This is a genomic window from Paraburkholderia nemoris, assembly GCF_905221015.1.
Lineage (GTDB): Bacteria > Pseudomonadota > Gammaproteobacteria > Burkholderiales > Burkholderiaceae > Paraburkholderia > Paraburkholderia nemoris.
This window is the reverse complement of the sequence record NZ_CAJNBO010000022.1, coordinates 1-17,267: the sequence shown is the minus strand read 5'-3', so window position 1 is coordinate 17,267 and position 17,267 is coordinate 1. Positions and strand designations below refer to the sequence as shown.

Sequence of the window (17,267 nt, the reverse complement as noted above, 5' to 3'; positions counted from 1 at the left end):
CTGACGCGTGCGCTGCGTCACCGGGGCGCCCGTTCTGTCGAAACACCATTCTGCAAATACCAAACATGACTGACGCGCAAGCAGGGCCGCTTCGCAGTTTTGCCGGGTTCCTGCGCCGGCAACGCACCACCCTGACCGAGAAATGGATGAATGCCGTGCTCGGGGATGCTGGCCTCGTCGAGGCCGACAAGCTGACGTACGAGCAGCTCGCCGATCATCTGCCGGAAATCCTGGACGGGATCTGTACTGCGCTCGACGCGCAGGATCTCGAACCGGCGGAGCCTGCGATCGAACGCGATGCCCGTACCCATGGCAGGGTCCGCTGGCAACAGGGCTATCGCATCGATGAACTGGTTCACGAGCTGGACCTGTTCCGGCAGGTGCTGGCGGACGCGGCCGGGGCGTTCGCGGAATCGAATGACGCGTTCACGAGGCGCCACGAAGGGCGCGCCCGGCGGCTGATCGATGACGCGCTCGGCGTCGTCACCGTCACGTCGATCCGGGAAGTGGTCACGGAGCGCGACCGGAAAATCGATGAATACACCGGCAGTCTGGAGCGGGCAAACCACGAACTGACGCTGAAGCAGCGGCTGGTGAGCGACCTGTACGAATCGCGCATGCAGATTACCCGCAGTGTCGTGCACGACCTGCGCAACTTCCTGAACGCATTCTCCATCGCGCTGCAGCTGATTTCGCGAGCACCATCGAAAGCGGAAGCCGGACTGGCGCTGGCCACCCGCCAGGCCGCGGATATGAAGCAACTGGTGGACGACATGGTCGAGTACTCGGTGGTGCTCGGCGACAGCACACCGCTTGCGGTCGAGCCGTTCGACCTGCGCGAACTCGTTGACGAACTGGTCACGGCCTGCCGACCCGCTATCGAGGCGAAGGGGTTACGTCTGTCTGCCCACTTCGACGCGGACGTGACCACGGTGCTGTCGAACCGCATCAAGGTAAAACAGGTGGCGCTGAACCTGCTGTCGAACGCGACAAAGTATACGAAAACCGGTGAAATCGAGCTGGCGATGGGCGGCTACGGCGAAAGCAGCTGGTATCTGCGCGTTGCGGATACAGGGGTAGGCATTGCGCCCGCGGACCGGGACCGCGTATTCGACGAATTTGAACGGGCCGCGGGCGACGATATACCCGGCGTGGGCCTCGGACTGGCGATCGTCAAGGAGCTTTGCCGGGTACTCGACGGCAGGATTCGCTTCGAGACCCGCGAAGGGCACGGCACGACCTTTAGTATCCACTTCCCCATCCAGCCCGGAGGGTCTCAGGATTTGCGCTTTTGTGCACGCTAACCGTGATCGGTTCGACATGAACCCGGAACCTTCTCCAGACTGGATCCGCCGCGTCTCGTCGAAATTGCGCATGTTCACTTTTCAGGATGCGTGTGTCATCGATGGATGGATCGTCAATGGCCTCGTGCCGACGGGATAAACGGCGCAGTCACTTCCGCTGCCGCCTGCGGCGACGATTATTTATGGTTCAGCGAAACCGGCCTGCCGGGCCGGATCAGGCCAAGTACCATCGCAAGCGGTTGGGCAGGCGTCGCCAGATCCGCCAGGGTACAACTGTCAAGCTCAGCCAGAAAAGCCTCCCGTGCGTGAGCGAGGATATGCTGCAGGCGACAATGCTGCACGATCGCACAGTCTTTCCCTGCATCCATTGCGTGACAGGCGGCCAGCGTGAAATCGTGTTCCGACGCGCGCACAATGGCACCGACGGTCAGTTCGCGTGTGCGTGGTGCCAGGCGCATACCTCCGCGACGTCCGCGCACGCTGTCGACCCAGCCGAGTTGCGTAAGGTGCTGGATGATCTTCGCCATGTGATGTTTTGATACATCGTAGGCCCCGGCAATTTCTTCAATCGTCGACAGTTTGTCGTCGCGCAAAGCCAGATACATCAGCGCGCGCAACGTGTAGTCGGTGAAATCTGTCAGTCGCATGAACCTTTCCTCTGTGCAGCATTCGATGTGGGACCGCGCAAGCATGAGGGCGCCGATGCGCGCAAGGCATTTATTGTCCAGCAGCCGTAACTTTGCGTTCAAGCGAACAGGGGCACAATTTCGCGTCTGTTCCCGACTTGTTCGACTGGTTGGCGAGACTTCGTATCGTCTGAAAGCGCCTTACCTGTAGCGGCTCGATAACATAAATGCGAGAGCCGCGCTCGGCTGAGGAAGTGAGCGCCGGGGTCGATCGCGTCGCGCATCGACTGCTCGCTGCGCCCGGATTTCGCCATCAAGCGACGCCGGGCTAGCACAAATGAACGGCCCAAGATGGCAGATTTGCGGCCATTCAGAATGTCAGGCGACCGGGCTCATGCTCGGCGCATTGGCCCTAGGTCGGGGTTTCGCTCCAGTTGAGAGCGCGTATCAAGTCGGGAGGTATTCTCGCTCTCCTAGCCCGAAATTTGTCGACGATCGTGTATAAATACGGAGACCGCCACGCGAGACAATTATCAATTCACTTTCGTTGACGAGATGAGCAAACAGATCGACGATATTCCGCTCGCGCGGCGAAGGGTTCTCGCCACTGAACTGCTGTTGAATGGTGAAAGTATCAGCGAGGTAGCCAGGAAGGCCCGAGCGAGTCTTCCGACCGTGAGCAAATACAAGGACCTGATAGAAAGGAACGGACCTGAAGCTCTCGCGTGCCTTCGTATCCACGGGAACAACCCGCGACTGGATGATGTTTCGCAAAGCTGGCTCGTTAGCGCTATCAAGCACTCACCGGGCCTTCACGGCTATCCAGGGCCGACCTGGACCATAAACCAACTGCGCGAACTGATCCTTCGGCGTTTCGGAGTCCAGTTTTCCGCTTCGCATGTTGGCTATCTCGTTCGGGGTTATGGCCTCGCATACCGTCTCACTTATCCAGTTTCGGAAAATCCGCCGTGTGCGACGGGTCGGAAGTCGCAAAACGACATCGATGCCGAGCGCCGGAAGATTGCTGCCCAAATGCTTCTGGATGGCGAAAGCGCCGACCGCGTCTCAAAAGCGCTCAACATCAGCGAGCGGACGATTACGAAATACAGGTCAATGGTCGTTGCTGGTGGAGTTGAGGCTGTTGAACAACTCAGGTCATCCGGGAGGGAAGCGACACTCGGCCCCGAGGCGCTTGAATGGTTGCGAGCGGCATTGGAGCGCAGCCCCATGGCCCACGGATACGAATCCGAACTCTGGCGGACCGGGGATGTGCAAAGGCTGATCAAGCAGCGATTCGGGGTCTACCACTCAAGCGGACATGTCAGGACCCTCGTCGGGAAGCTCGGACTGGAGCACAGGATGCGACCACCGAAGCAGCGCATGGAGAAGAAACGCCTGACGATCAATGATGAAACGCTGGCGTGGATTGCCGCTACGGTCAAGGAGTCACCTCGCGTGCACGGCCGTTTGCGCACCGCGCTTCATCGGCGGGTGGGTGTCAATTATTCTCGCGGATATATCTGGGAAATTGCCACCCGAGCCGCGGTGGCAGATCTGCTTACAGGACGCCGCAGCTGATCAGTTCATTCTGGTCCTGGCCGCCTCGTCGTGTGTGGCCGCAGCTAAAGCGTGGAGGCGCCGCAATGCATCGCGAACAGCGTGCAGCTCGTTTCTTACGCCGGCGGCAGAAACAGCGTCGATCATGTCGACGCACGCGGCCATGACACGAGACCATCCTTCATCGATGTCCCGGCTTCATAACGTTCAGCCGCAGTTTTTGCCTTCGTATCGTCCATAGGTCAGTCTCCTTTCGCATGTGCGACACCGGTTGGTCCTGACGCTGATTATGGGACAGGAATGCAGTATTTACAGTCACTCAAAATTTGCGCAGGAAGAAATTTCGGCTTGCGGTTACGTTGCGCCGGTACTGAAGGAAAATTTAATATCCGGAAGAATCTGATGCTCCGAACCGTGACCAGGACCGCGCTGTTGGCCGGACTCAATCGATAACCCCTTTTGTAAGAATTTTACGAATTTGTAAATTCACAAAAACCGCGACGGTCGCGCGCCGACATTAGTTACAAACGAAGATTTTTCGTCTTGAAGCGGGCAACGCTGAACGATATCTTCAGGTCACTCGTGCGCTCTCCCCGGTCTTGCGGGTGTGTGATTCAGGCGGCGCCCCGACACCAGGTCGGCGGCGCCGCTCTTTATTTCCCTGACCTTCCAGTTACGGTATTGCAAGGGACGCTTACCCTGCGCTGCTGGGTCCGAAGCCTGCGTTTCGCATCGGGCGGGAGACCCGTCTTGCGGCATTTCATCTGGATCGGATTTCGTCCGGAATGCTGCTCCGGGATGCTGGCGTCTCGTGCTGCGTGTCACCGACGCTGCGGTCGCGCTCGCAGATCCATGCAAAAGCCCATTCCTGAGCGACTTCGATCGCCTCATCCTCCGTGTCGAAGTAGGAAAGATCACGCTCGATATGCATTTCACCTTCAACGTTATCGTCAGCCGAAACGCGGACCAGTCGCGCGTGTGCGAAGAATTTCCCAAGGGAGAAATCCGGCGTCGCGTCGATGATCCATCCACGGTACCCGCATTTCATGATTACCTCCGATACCCAGGCTAATCCGGATTCGAAATGACAAAGCACGGATTCACGCGGTCACAATCGCTGAGTCTCCTTCCCCGGGGAAAAGCTCGCGGACTCCCGCGCCCGCGGTACTTGGACAGTAACTTCATCGTGGGCTGTCCGATTCAGTTATAGACCTTCGGCGACCAGAGCGTGATTCAAATGTCAGCGTCCGCGCTGTGCCGTTCCCTGCCTCGCGTAGAAGTCGCAATGATCGGCTGCGACGGAGACGAGTGACCGACTCTGTCAACTAACAGCGTATGAACCCCGACAACAGGACGGCAGCGTTGAAGAGTGCGCCGACGAGTACCCGCCATATTGCCCGCTCGAGGAACGGCGACGGCAGTTTCGGCACCCCTTGCGAAACGCTGTTCCAATCGCAGGCTAAAGAGTGACAGGCCATACCGGCGTTCGGTCCGCAAGCGGTGAAGCGCGACCTGCGCTTCTGCCGCCGCCTTTGTTTGGGCGGCCAGACGTCGCAGCTCGTGCTCGAGGCGCAGAAATTGCTCCGCGGGCCATAGGTACGACGCGAACCTGTCGTGTCGGCTGCCAGGCCACAGCATTTCTGATTGCCGGGACACCATGACCACCGACATCGATCCTTCACGGACAGCGGAGGAACCAACCAGTCCATGGCTGGAGAAGCTCGGGCCGGGACTCGTGACGGGTGCCGCTGATGATGATCCGAGCGGCATCGCGACCTACTCGCAGGCGGGTGCCGCGTTCGGTTATAACCTGCTGTGGACCCTTCTGCTGACCTACCCGTTGATGGTCGCGATCCAGCTGGTCAGTGCGAGGATCGGCCGTGTCAGTGGTCACGGGTTGGCGACGAACCTTCGGCGTCACTATCCACTTCCGCTTCTCTACGGCGCCGTTACGCTGCTGCTGGTTGCGAATACGATCAACATCGCAGCCGATCTGACTGCGATGGGCGCCGCGGTGAACTTGCTGGTCGGCGGTCCAACCCGGCTTTATACGATCCTGCTGGCCGCCGCATCGCTCGCACTGCAGGTCTTCGTTCCATACAGGCGCTATGTTCGCGTGCTCAAGTGGCTGACGCTCGCCCTGCTTGCCTATGTCGGCGTCGTATTCGCCGTCGGCATTCCGTGGCCGACCGTGGCGCTGCGAACCGTGCTGCCCCACCTCTCCTGGAGCGGTAGCTATGCGACGACCATCGTCGCGGTGTTTGGCACGACCATCAGCCCCTATCTGTTTTTCTGGCAGGCCTCCCAGGAAGTTGAAGAGATCAATGCTGCGCCCGGAGCACTTGCGTTGAAAAAGGCGCCGTCGCAGGGCACACGGCAGCTGAACCGGATCGGTATCGATACGTGGACCGGCATGGCATTCTCGAACCTCATTGCATTCTTCATCATGTTGACCACAGCCGCGACCCTCAACGCCCACGGCATCAATGACATCCAGACGTCCTCGCAGGCGGCCGCCGCACTGAAGCCAATTGCTGGACGATTCGCGTTCCTGCTGTTCAGCTTCGGCATCGTCGGCACCGGACTCCTCGCCCTGCCGGTCCTTGCCGGCTCGGCGGCCTACGCGATGGCGGGCACGTTCAGATGGAAAAACAGCCTGGAACTGGAGCCCGGACTCGCGAAACGGTTTTACGGCATCATCATCGCCGCAACTGTCATCGGCCTCGCGCTCGGCCTGACGTCCATTGATCCGATTAAGGCCCTTTACTGGAGCGCCGTGATTAATGGCGTGACGTCGGTTCCGATCATGGCGCTGATGATGAGAATGGCCTCGCATCCGCGCATCATGGGTGAGTTCCGCATACGAAGCAGCCTGCGCATTGCCGGCTGGACGGCAACCGGCGTCATGGCCATCGCCGTGAGCGCGATGTTCGTGATCTTCGCGCTCACGTAGCGCTCCGCAGTTCTGTCCGGTTCAGGTGCGCGAAGGCCTCGCCAGGGCGTAACGCCGGCAATGTTCAAGGTATTCGGCTTCGTGCCTCACCAGCAATGCTACGATGCTGCGCCACAACCATGACGGCGCATCAGCAGATTTCGATCGGCTTCTTCGAAGCTCGGCGAGCCACGCCTGGCGGGTTCCCGCGTCCACCTGCCCCGCGTGCGCCTTGCCGACAGCAAGCGCAAGAAAATGCGCCGCCCTCACAGCGTCGGCCTCCCCAAGGCGTTCGGCCTCGATCTTCAGATCCTGGGGCATCAGCTCGCGAATGACGACGGCGCAACCATCAAGCCGTGCCGCGATCATGCGTTCGCCTAATGACGGCGATACGTGTCGCGCACCTTCGATCACGCGTTTTCCGTTGTCCCGCGGCATACGATGCCGGGGCTGCCTGGGCGCGGCGGGTGCTACCGCTTCCTTGATATCGATGAGGCAGGGTGGGCCGCCGCCGGAACACGCCCCGTCGATGTCCAGCAACACTGCGTAACGTCGACGCCCCAGGGAGCTGCACCCCTTCACCCAGTACGCCGTATCGAGGACACGTATCGCTGATTCGCCACTCACCTTGCTGCCCAACGCAGCGCGAATCAGCGCGGGGGAACCGGATTCGAACAACGTGTGAATCGCCTTGTTTTCGTCCCCTGACAGGGGCCAGAAGCGTTTGCCCAGCGGGATGTGGGGCCTGACATGATCAATGTTCTGGCGGGCGAGTTGGCGCCACGACCGATGGAGCGCTTCCTTCATCGCGATCTTGACAACTTTGGGTCGTTGCGTCCTGCTGGTCTCGTCGGTGCGTGCGTCGTCGAACGCCTGCTCGTACCCGTCGAGCAGCGCGTCGGCGATGCGGCTGGTGATCACGCCCGGCAGATCGGAACTGCGCGCTGCGGTCGCTAGCGACAACCCCAGACGGAGCAGGTCGTGCACCGGATTGCCAATCACGCTCTGATCCAGGTCTCGAACCAGTACCGCAACCTTGCCGGCGGCGTCCGCCACGGGTCCAAGATTGCCGAGATGGCAATCGCCGCAGATCCATACAGCTGGCCCCTCCGGCAACATTCCGGCCGGCCGGCTATCCAGCCACGCGTAAAAGTGGGCGGCGGTGCCCCGCTCGTACGCGTGGGGTGAACGGGCCATTTTCTGCCGCCGCATCTCCGCAAGCACGGGTTGCCTTGCGTCAGGCTCCGGGAACCGACCCGTTCTGACTGATTTTCTGGTCACGAAGCCTCCTCTGAGCAGCATGCCGCTGGTTGTCACGCGTTCGCTGAAGCTCGAAACGTGCCACGCCTCATTGCATGACCGGCCCCCGTCGGTCGCCGGGTCCAAGGCTTGCTGTAACGAGTTGCCTTGTACATTGACGATGGAGAGACCATGACAACTTCTACCAATGATTCAAAACGCGCTCAGTCGACAGCATCCGCGACCGCGGCCTCGTCGACGGATGACGCGATTGCCTTCCTCGAGTCCGAGCATCGCGCAGTAGAGAGACTTTTCGCGGCCTTCGAGAAGACCGGTGAGGACCAGCTGGACGCGAAGGGCACCCTTGCCAGACGGGCGTGCGAAGAACTGACGATGCACGCGATGATCGAGGAGGAACTACTCTACCCCGCGGCACAGGAGGTATTGCCCGAAGACAAAAAGAAGGATGTCGACGAAGCGTACGTCGAACACTTTCTCGTCAAGACCCTTATCGAGAAGTTTGCCACGCTCAAGCCCGGCGCTGACGGTTTTGACGCAACGTTCACGGTCATGGCGGAAAGCGTCAGACATCACGTCAAGGAGGAGGAGTTGGAACTGTTCCCTGAGCTGCGGAGGTCAGGACTGGACCTGACCCGCCTCGGGCAGCAGCTTGCCGCCCGGAAGACTCAGCTGCAGGCGAAACTGCCGACAGATGTGGGCGACCGGAGATGAATTGAGGCGCAACCGCTGTGTCCTGGTAACGCTAACATGTCCGGTTGGCCGCGTCTGGCCGGGGCAGCGGGGTAAGCATGTGTGCCGGAGTCCCCCATGCCCTCGCGAGCGTTTCGGCGACCTCCGGTACGCAGTACCCCGCCCGTGCGTTTGCTCCCCGCCGCCCAGGCATATTTATCGCGTGAGGTCTCCCGGCAGCAGGAGAGCAACATGAATGCGATCGCGATACTGTTCGGTGAGGGCAAGGACCTGGACGTGCTACAGATGGGCATGCGCGCGCTCGTCGTTTTCATGATCGCGCTGGCACTGATCCGGGTTGCAGGGCGACGTTCCTTCGGGCAACGCTCGGCATTCGACTACGTCGTGGCCATCCTGCTCGGCGCCACGCTAAGCCGGGCGATTGTCGGTGCGTCGCCGTTCCTCGCAACAGTCGTCGCGTCGACCGTCATAGTAGTGCTCCACAGACTGCTGGCCTGGCTATGCATGTACAGCCGGGTGGTGGAACGACTGATGGTCGGCGTTGAAAGAGAGGTCTTCAGGAAAGGACAGTTCAACAAGGCGGAGATGACGAAGGCGCTCGTGACCGCCACCGATATTCAGGAAAGCGTACGGCAGACACTCGGGGAGCGTGGGATGTCAAACGTCGAGGCAGCCGTCCTCGAACGAAATGGCGCGATAAGTGTGATCAGGAAGGAAAAGAATGGCTCGTAGTGCCGCGTCCTGCATGAGCGGATGAAGCGCGCGGGCCTCAACCAATCTCCGGTCGTCGTGTGGCCGTGCAGTCGTCCGTATTCCGGGGCCAGGCCGGGCTCGCATGGCGCGCGTCAGGACTATCAGGGCCCGGCAGACCGAAGCCGATCTGGACCACCTCGGAATGATCTGCCGGTCGATCCCGTCAAACCACGACGGCGGAAATGGTCCACACGATTCTATCGGACAGGGTTCGCGGAGCCGCGCTCTCGGACACACTCAGGGCGCATCCGTTTGCGAAAGGAACGGTCACGTCCTGGCTGAATCCGAATTTCTGGCAGTACCGGAATTTACCTGACCGGCTTGCCAGGATGCCCGACTATCCGTTGTTTCGCGACCGGCTCAATGTCCTTGCACGAGCGCTCAGGCTCACCGCAGAAAATTTGCCGCAACCGTCTGCCGGGCCGCAAGCGATGGACGCGCCCGCGCTGAAAGCGATGCTTCAAACGCTGATCGGGCACGGGGCAAAGCGAGGCACAGCGCGCGGCAAAAACGCGGGGTTGCTCGGCATTGTCGCGCAGAAGTCGGGATACAAGGAAAGCACGATCGCGGGCTGGCTTTCGGTCGTGGACGGCTCGCTGAAACGACCAGCCGCTGCGGTCGCGCGCCTTCCCGGCTATGCGCAAGCGCGGGACGACCTGCAACAGCTCTTCACACGCCTGGGCCATGTGGAAACGGCGGCCAGCCTGCCTGTGTCCGGAGAGGGGACCATACAAAAGATGACGGCGGCGCTGCTCGTCGACGTGCTGCGCGCCTTCCCGGCCAGCGGTAAAGCGCAGTTATGGAAGATCGGCGCTGCTGTCGGTGTCGACGCGTCGTGCCTCGCCCTGCACGTTGTGCCAGCTGACGGCAGCCTCCACGATATCGGCGCGGTTCAGCGCATGCCCGACTACGCGCAGCACAGGGAAGCGCTCGCCGACGCGCTGACAGCGCTCGGTCAGCACGCGCAGGCCGACGCGCTGCCGCTGCCGCTCGTCGACGCCGGACAATTTCTGCAGGTCTTGCGACGGGATCTGGCCCGCATCGTTGCGGCGATGAACGCCCTGCGAAGCACCCCGGCGGTCTCGCCCCGCGAGGCCGCGATGCAGGCGGACGTGCATCCCGAAGCGTTCACGGCGGTCATCGGCGATGGGGGCGTCGTGCGTGAGCGCACCGCCGTCTGCGCGCTGCTGACCCACTTCCACGGATTTCTGATTCCCGGTGTCGAAGAACAGCTCGACCGGTTGCAGGAGACTTCGCTCGGCAAGCCGGTAGCGGCCATGCCGGGACCTGCGATGAAGAGAATGAAATTGCCGGCCCAGGGCACCATCCCTGCCAAAGTGTTTATTGTCCGGTCCTCGACGGGAGACCCTGGGGTGAGAAAAGCCAACCGGCTGGAAAAAATCTACGCGAACAATCCCGATCAGGTTCGCGAGCCCAGATCCCACGAGGTGAACCGGGCGAGGCAGATGCTGCGCTGGCAGTCTACGGTCCTGAAGACAAGGTATCCGGAATCGAGAGAGATCCAGTCCTACTACCATGCGAGGGAACAGACCATTGTCGTGTCGTCCAATCTGAATGGCGTGAACGCGCAACTGACGACGCAGCTCGGCCGCGGCAAGTTGAGCCAGATGGCCGAAGCACTGGCCGGGAGCTGCGACATCTGAAGAAGTTGCGCGCGGCTCTTCGCATCGGCTCCGCCAGCACGCTGCCCGGGCCGCCGGGGGAGGTGCTCGCCGCGATGATGTCGGAGAACGGGTTCCGCGTGCCCGATCAAAAGTTCACCGATCACGGTAAGACCGTCGACCTGCACGCGGAGCGTCGGATCAAGCATGATCTACAGGAAAATTTCGGTGAGGCCGTCGATCGCAAACTGCTCGGCGGCACGACGCGACCATGCGGAACGTGCGCGGAAGAACTGGGGCTCGACGACACGGAGCCACGCGGGCCGTTCTGGCTGTCACGCGCGGCGCAGGCATTGATCGATACGCCAAGGGTCATTGAGCGCAATATCGAGCGGGCGATCGGAACTTACGTGACGAAAACGCGGGAAGGCAAGATCACGCTCGAGTACGATACCGACAGTGATTCCGACGTCGATGAAGCCGTGCAGCGACTGAAAAAATCAGCGGTCCCGCGTAACCGGTGAGCGCGACTTCGGCTGCCTCCGGCTCCTGTCTGTCTGCTCCTTCGGCGCAGCCGGGCAGCCGGTCCCGCCTTTGGACGTAGCACTGGTTTCCCGCCAGGACCAGAGAGCAGACGTGGAATTTTTGTGGAAACCACCAGGCGTTTGAAGGGCGGGGCCCGTTGTGTTTTCTCGTTGTGACCCACACCGGCATCGTGCGGTGACCTTAGTTCCCCTCTGGCGAAGACGCGAGTGCGTTGGCATCGACATACGCGCCGCTCTCCAGACGCGTTCCCGCGATCAAAGCGCCTCAACAAGATCTTGGTGCCGTCACCGTGATTGCCGGTTTCGCCTTGCCCGGCCAGGCCGGACTCGTCGGGATTCGACCCGGCATCCCTGTTCGGCACCTGACCGAGCAGTTGATCGATCCGTTCATCCGGGAAACGCTCCGGCGCGTCCTGTTTCATGTTCTTTTTCGTCACGCCTGTTGTGTCGGTCATGGGGCGTCCCCTTCCGGTATCGTCTCATGACCTCGGCACACAAGAAAACTGACAGGCCCGGTAAAAAAGATGCGCGCGATCGAACGCGGGGTCTTGAATTCAATGCACTCGACATTCCCCGTCAGACCAGCTGCCTCGCAAGGCGTTCTGGCCGCAGGCGGAGCTGCCTTACCTGTCACGCTCGAAAGTAATAATGGACCGCGTCATGCCGGGCCAGTTCGGCATCTGCCTCCACGGTGTCAGCACTTCCAGGCGGCCGCCAGCGACACGGAATTCCCGACACTGCGTCGTGCCGACCCACTCGGGGTTCCATGCGGCCTCAACGTCGGTGCACCACTGATTGTCTCCGGTACGCTCGATGCCGGTGTACGCCACCAGGCTGTTCAACAGGGCCGCCTTGTCGGCGTCGCTCTTACCCGCTTTGCGCCCGTCGCCCGTCAACACGAACGCCACCCGGTGATCGCCAGTGAAGATCACGCGGCCGCTCGGGTGCTCACCCATGGCTGCGATCTTGCCACCAGTGTCCTTCGATTCGACCTCGTAGGAAACGAGGTGCCACGATCCCGCTAGCGTGGGCTGTTCAGCCTGCACCGCACCGGGCACGCACGCGATAGAGAGAAGCGCGGCAGTAGCCGCCATCGACCATGATTTCATCATTCGCCTGGTGGTTATAGCGCCATGTCAGCCGCAGCCCTGGCCGGCCACGATGCCGCAGCCCCGGGCTTCGCTGGGGGCGTGGTGGTGAGATCGAGCCGAGGCGGAGGCGCGAGTTGCAGCATGTCGCTCGTGTACGTCCATTCCTGATAGACCTTCGCCGGGCTGTCGTTGAGCTTCGTCCCGTAGCTCGGGACGATCTGGCGGATCTTCCGCTGCCACGAAGGCGTGGCGATCCTGTCCCTGAACACCTGCTCCAGCACGCTGAGCATGATCGGCGCGGCAGTCGATGCGCCAGGCGACGCGCCGAACAGGCCGGCGATGCTTCCGTCGCTCGAACTCACGATCTCGGTACCGAGTTTCAGAACGCCGCCCTTCGCACTGTCGCGCCTGATAATCTGCACGCGCTGGCCTGCCTGCCACAGGCGCCAGTCTTCCTTCTTCGCAAGCGGGAAGTACTCTTTCAATGCGTTGAAGCGGTCCTCGTCCGACAGCATCAACTGGCCGGCAAGGTATTCGACCAGGGGAAACTCGTCGACGCCCACGTGCGCCATTGGCATGACGTTGCTCGTATTCATGCTCTTGAGAAGATCGAGGTACGAGCCGTTTTTCAGGAACTTTGTCGAGAAGGTCGCGAATGGGCCGAACAGAATGATCTTCTTGCCGTCGATGATGCGGGTGTCAAGATGAGGCACCGACATCGGCGGCGAACCCACGGACGCCTTGCCATACGCCTTGGCCATATGCCGGTTCACGAGCTCCGGATTCTCCGTCACGAGGAACGAGCCGCCGACCGGAAACGCGGCATAGTCGCGGGCCTCGGGAATGCCCGATGCCTGTAGCAAATGCAGCACACCGCCACCCGCGCCGATGAACACGAACTTCGCGTCGACGTCCTGTTGCGGGCCGTCAGAATGGGTTTTCACATACGACACCCGCCAGGTGCCGTCACCGTTGCGCGTGATGCTTCGGACCTCGCTGGAAAGCGACAGACTGAAATTGGGCTGGCGCTGCAGATAGTCGACGAACTGGCGCGTGATCTCGCCAAAGTTCACGTCGGTGCCCACGGGGGACCAGGTCGCCGCGACCTTCTGTTTCGGATCGCGGCCTTCCATCATCAGCGGAACCCATTGCCTGATCTGGTCGAAGTCTTCCGAATACTTCATGCCGCGAAATAGCGGGCTCGCCTGCAGCGCGTCGTAGCGCTTCCTGAGATAGCGCACGTTATCGTCGCCCCACACGAAGCTCATATGCGGCGTCGAATTGATGAACGAATGCGGGTTGCTGAGCACGCCGTTTCTGACCTGCCACGCCCAGAACTGCCGCGACACCTGGAACGCCTCGTTGATTTCGACGGCCTTCGAGATGTCGATCCTGCCGTCGGCTTTCTCCGGCGTGTAGTTGAGCTCGGCGAGCGCCGAATGCCCGATGCCCGATGCCGGCGTTGTTCCAGCCGTTCGAGCTTTCCTGTGCCACGCCGTCGAGACGCTCGACCATCATCATCGACCAGTCGGGTTCGAGCTCATGAAGCCAGACGCCGAGCGTCGAACTCATGATACCGCCGCCCACCAGCAGGACATCGACCTTTTTCGTCTCGCCGGCATGCGCGGAAAGCGCAACCACGGAAAAAACCAGTCCCAACAAAACTGCTCTTGTCGCATTAACCACAGTGAACAATCCTTCTCAATATCCACACAATCTTTGGCAGGACTTCCAACCTGATTCTCTTTGCGTCATACGCCCCAGTCTGGCCGCGCCACATGTCAGATGCCGAAACAGGCTTCGTTGGGCGACAAGGCGTTTCGCCGGAATCGATGCCGGGAAAACGATGTTCCTAATTGACTGGCAAACCATCAGAAATATGCACGATGGCCGCTGCACTCCGACGAGCGAAGCACAGGTCGTTCGCGGGGGTAAGTGACGTTGCAGCCCGGAAAAGTTGCGGGCGACAGCGAAATTCGCCGGAATCGGTAACAGGTGAAAGGCGGTCTCGAGACGCTGTGCTGCGCTGCCGGTGCCCCGCGCCGCGTTGCCCGGTAGCATCCTAGGGCGTTTGTCGGGGGGAATGATCTTCTCCTACGGCTGCGCCAAACGAAACGTGTGCAGCCGCTATATCTCCGGCATCCATACCGACTGACTGCCCGAAGCGGCCGCCCGGGTGAAAGCCGGGTGGTTGAAGCAGTGAAGGAACTTATGGCGAGCGGTATGCGCACCGCACATCGCGCGGCAGGCGTTCATGCACTGACAAGCCGGTCGGCCGGCCAAAGTCCTTCCCGTCCCTGCTCCTGGTGACAAGACCCCGGTGATTGGGCGGCAAGTCTGAGGTCACGCGGGGTTCGACCGGATCGCACGCACTGTCGGTCAGAATGTATGCGCCGTGACGTTGCAGCACGTCCGCCGTAGACTGATAGACTGTTGTCGGCAGATCGACCAACTGGCCGGTGCCGGGCGGGCCGCAGGCGGAGCTAGAAACTGTCATTAGAATCAAGTCCGACGTATCGACGAGGCGCGAAGCGCGGAATGGACGAAACGTTATGGCCGTCGGGGGCGGAACCCACGACATACTCTGGCACGACGGCGAGTCGCATATGTATGTAAAAGTTCGTTCCGTCACGACAGCCGGGGTCGAACGTGCGCATGAGGATTAGAGGTATCCCCTTATGGGGGTGGGCGGCCGCAGCGGCGCTGTACTTTGGCGTCGCAGCAATCGCCGTCGAATTCGTGTGGGACCGCGCGATCGACGTGCTGGCAGAGGTCGGTGCCCATCGGCTCGCCTTGTACGCCGCCGATCTGCAAAGCGAACTGGTGAGGCACGAGATGATGCCCGCGATCGTCGCGCGGCAGGAAAGCGTGCGCGCATTGTTGAGCGCCCCGTCCCCGGTACCGCCGGATCTGCTGCAAACCGTCAATACCTATCTCGAGGCAGTGAACCGCGAAGCCGGCAGCGTCGCCGTGGACGTCATCGACCTGCACGGGTCGGTCATTGCAGCGAGCAACTGGAATCTGCCGGTGAGCTTCATTGGCACCAACGTATCGTATCGGCCGTACTTCAAGGACTCTCTGGCGCACGGCTCGGGCCGGTTTTTCGGCATCGGTACGAACACGGGCATACCCGGTCTGTATTTCGCGAGCGCGGTGCGCGATGGCACAGTGCCAATCGGTGTAACGGCAGTGAAGGTCAGCCTCGATGCGCTCGAATCCGCATGGCGAACGCCGGCCGAAGCAGCCATGGTCGTCGACGGCAATGGCGTAATCGTGATTTCGACGGTGCCTGCGTGGAAATTCATGGCACTCCGGCCCGTCACGGCGGCGCAGCAGAGCCAGATCCAGGCATCGCGGCAGTATGCGGGGCGCACAGTCCAGACACTGCCCCATCGCCGCCTTGGGGACTGGAGTTCCACGGCCTGGTTTGCACGCTTTCCCGATTGGACCCGCCCCAACCATGGCCAGCGCTATCTGGTGGTGACGCGCCCCGTGCCTCAGACTGATGAATCGATCATGGTCCTGCTCGACGTCGCCGGAGCACGGCGTCAGCAGCTCATGGCGCTCGCGTTTGTCACAGGCGGCTTCCTGATCGCGGGGCTCTACTGCCTCTATGCTATCCAGCGTCGCCGTGCAGTCACAGAAAAACTCAAGGCACAGGGCGCGTTGCGGAGCGCCAACGACCGGCTGGAGATCACGGTTCAGCAACGCACGGCCGCATTGACGCAGGCCAACGAAAGGATGCAGCAGGAGATCGAGGAACGCACGCGCACCGAGCAGGATCTGTTCGAATCGCGTGACCAGTTACGCGAACTATCCGCGCACATGGAGGCAATTCGGGAAGAAGAACGCAAGCGCATCGCGTTGGAAATTCACGACGAACTGGGTCAGTTGCTGACGGCACTGAAGATGGACGTTTCGCTGCTGAAGATGCGGCTTGGCGATGACCCTGACGCGAAACGGAAGGCAGACGACATGCTCGAACTGGTCGAGAAAACCATCTGGATGGTCCGGAACGTCGCTAACCATCTTCGGCCGGTGGCGCTGAACTTCGGGATCGTTCCGGCACTCGAGTGGCTGGTCGAGGACTTCAGCCGGCGCAACGGCATTCCGTGCCAGTTGCGCATCAATGGCGGCGAGCCGGCGCTGCCTGACGCCTGCGCGACCGCGGTGTTCCGGATCGTGCAGGCTTCGCTGACCAACATTTTGCGCCATGCGGGTGCCACGCGGGTCGACGTCGCGCTGATCAGCACTGCGGCGGCGCTCGACCTCCGCGTCAGCGACGATGGCCGAGGTTTCGATCCGGCGACGGCATGCCGCGGCAATTCGTACGGCCTGCTCGGCATGCAGGAACGCACGCGCCTGATCGGCGGGACGATGACGATCGACAGTGCGGCCGGCAAGGGCACAGTCATTGGTATACATATTCCGCTCACGGTTGGGGCAGACAACGATCAAACATCGCAATAGTTTGGAATGCAGATTGAAATCGAGTCTGCGTTCTCGAGTCGCCGGCGTCGGTCGTCCGGGGTTTGCGGGTTAACACCCATGATTTCGCAGCAGCACAGAAAGCTGGCGGAAGGTATCCGGTTTCTATAATCCGTTTCAACAAAGCGCGGGCCTGCAATCAGCACAACATGTGGATACAGCGATGAAAGATGCCGAAATCGACCGGTGGGCGTTTGCGGTTCTCATGTGTGTCTGTCTGGGTGGTCTGCTGTTGAAGGCGTATGCGTTCGGGCAATACGCTTCTCCGCCTGATGGTGCGGTAGCTCGTGTTTACGCCGACCGAAAATTCAGCCACATGTAGGGATCGCGCCGACTGAAAACTGAGCCGGGCAATCAACCTATCCTGCTAGTTTTTCAGGCAGGGTGTTTGGGGATGAT

13 protein-coding genes and 1 pseudogene are annotated in these 17,267 nt (G+C 61.1%); 9 read left to right on the top strand and 5 right to left on the bottom strand.

Annotation, left to right across the window (positions count from 1 at the left end):
* The first annotated feature begins 65 nt into the window (after positions 1 to 65).
* Positions 66 to 1,304 (top strand): sensor histidine kinase, encoded by a 1,239-nt coding sequence (locus KHO33_RS29030; RefSeq protein WP_200567518.1) that lies wholly within the window; start codon positions 66 to 68, stop codon positions 1,302 to 1,304.
* 176 nt (positions 1,305 to 1,480) lie between these two features.
* Here the strand turns inward: KHO33_RS29030 and KHO33_RS29025 are convergent, their stop codons facing one another.
* Complete coding sequence (locus tag KHO33_RS29025; RefSeq protein ID WP_234480820.1) at positions 1,481 to 2,053, bottom strand: Rrf2 family transcriptional regulator; 573 nt, start codon at positions 2,051 to 2,053, stop codon at positions 1,481 to 1,483.
* Positions 2,054 to 2,485: 432 nt separating this feature from the next.
* Between KHO33_RS29025 and KHO33_RS29020 the strand changes: the two genes are divergently transcribed.
* Complete coding sequence (locus KHO33_RS29020; protein WP_200567517.1) at positions 2,486 to 3,508, top strand: winged helix-turn-helix domain-containing protein; 1,023 nt, start codon at positions 2,486 to 2,488, stop codon at positions 3,506 to 3,508.
* A 739-nt stretch (positions 3,509 to 4,247) separates the two neighbouring features.
* Here KHO33_RS29020 and KHO33_RS29015 read toward each other — a convergent pair.
* Entirely contained in the window at positions 4,248 to 4,535 is a 288-nt protein-coding gene (locus tag KHO33_RS29015; RefSeq protein ID WP_200567516.1) for a hypothetical protein, read from the bottom strand.
* A 609-nt stretch (positions 4,536 to 5,144) separates the two neighbouring features.
* Between KHO33_RS29015 and KHO33_RS29010 the strand changes: the two genes are divergently transcribed.
* Positions 5,145 to 6,440, top strand: a complete 1,296-nt coding sequence (locus tag KHO33_RS29010) for an NRAMP family divalent metal transporter (protein WP_200567515.1) — start codon at positions 5,145 to 5,147, stop codon at positions 6,438 to 6,440.
* Positions 6,441 to 6,461: 21 nt separating this feature from the next.
* Here KHO33_RS29010 and KHO33_RS29005 read toward each other — a convergent pair whose 3' ends face one another.
* Positions 6,462 to 7,700, bottom strand: a complete 1,239-nt coding sequence (locus KHO33_RS29005) for a DUF2252 family protein (RefSeq protein WP_200567560.1) — start codon at positions 7,698 to 7,700, stop codon at positions 6,462 to 6,464.
* Positions 7,701 to 7,850: 150 nt separating this feature from the next.
* Here KHO33_RS29005 and KHO33_RS29000 point away from each other — a divergent pair, with 150 nt between their 5' ends.
* The 5 genes from KHO33_RS29000 to KHO33_RS43010 all read left to right on the top strand — a co-directional run bounded on the left by KHO33_RS29000 (position 7,851) and on the right by KHO33_RS43010 (position 11,774).
* Positions 7,851 to 8,390 (top strand): hemerythrin domain-containing protein, encoded by a 540-nt coding sequence (locus KHO33_RS29000; RefSeq protein WP_200567514.1) that lies wholly within the window; start codon positions 7,851 to 7,853, stop codon positions 8,388 to 8,390.
* A 210-nt stretch (positions 8,391 to 8,600) separates the two neighbouring features.
* A complete protein-coding gene (locus tag KHO33_RS28995; RefSeq protein ID WP_200567513.1) occupies positions 8,601 to 9,101 on the top strand; it encodes a DUF421 domain-containing protein in 501 nt (166 codons plus the stop codon).
* Between the two features lie 203 nt (positions 9,102 to 9,304).
* A complete protein-coding gene (locus tag KHO33_RS28990) occupies positions 9,305 to 10,786 on the top strand; it encodes a hypothetical protein (RefSeq protein WP_211629240.1) in 1,482 nt (493 codons plus the stop codon).
* Between the two features lie 5 nt (positions 10,787 to 10,791).
* Positions 10,792 to 11,268 carry a hypothetical protein gene (locus KHO33_RS28985; protein ID WP_200567511.1) on the top strand — a complete coding sequence of 159 codons (477 nt, stop codon included), beginning with the start codon at positions 10,792 to 10,794 and terminating at the stop codon, positions 11,266 to 11,268.
* Positions 11,269 to 11,501: 233 nt separating this feature from the next.
* Positions 11,502 to 11,774, top strand: a complete 273-nt coding sequence (locus KHO33_RS43010) for a hypothetical protein (RefSeq protein WP_200567510.1) — start codon at positions 11,502 to 11,504, stop codon at positions 11,772 to 11,774.
* A gap of 138 nt (positions 11,775 to 11,912) precedes the next feature.
* On the opposite strand, the gene KHO33_RS28975 is transcribed toward KHO33_RS43010, so the two are convergent.
* Both KHO33_RS28975 and mqo read right to left on the bottom strand, forming a co-directional pair.
* Positions 11,913 to 12,401 carry a lipocalin-like domain-containing protein gene (locus KHO33_RS28975; RefSeq protein WP_200567509.1) on the bottom strand — a complete coding sequence of 163 codons (489 nt, stop codon included), beginning with the start codon at positions 12,399 to 12,401 and terminating at the stop codon, positions 11,913 to 11,915.
* An 11-nt stretch (positions 12,402 to 12,412) separates the two neighbouring features.
* Positions 12,413 to 14,066 (bottom strand): annotated as a pseudogene (gene mqo / locus KHO33_RS28970) (malate dehydrogenase (quinone)).
* A gap of 969 nt (positions 14,067 to 15,035) precedes the next feature.
* On the opposite strand from mqo, the gene KHO33_RS28965 reads away from it, so the two are divergent.
* Positions 15,036 to 16,850: a histidine kinase gene (locus tag KHO33_RS28965; RefSeq protein ID WP_200567508.1), complete on the top strand. Its 1,815-nt coding sequence runs from the start codon at positions 15,036 to 15,038 to the stop codon at positions 16,848 to 16,850.
* Positions 16,851 to 17,267: the final 417 nt, after the last annotated feature.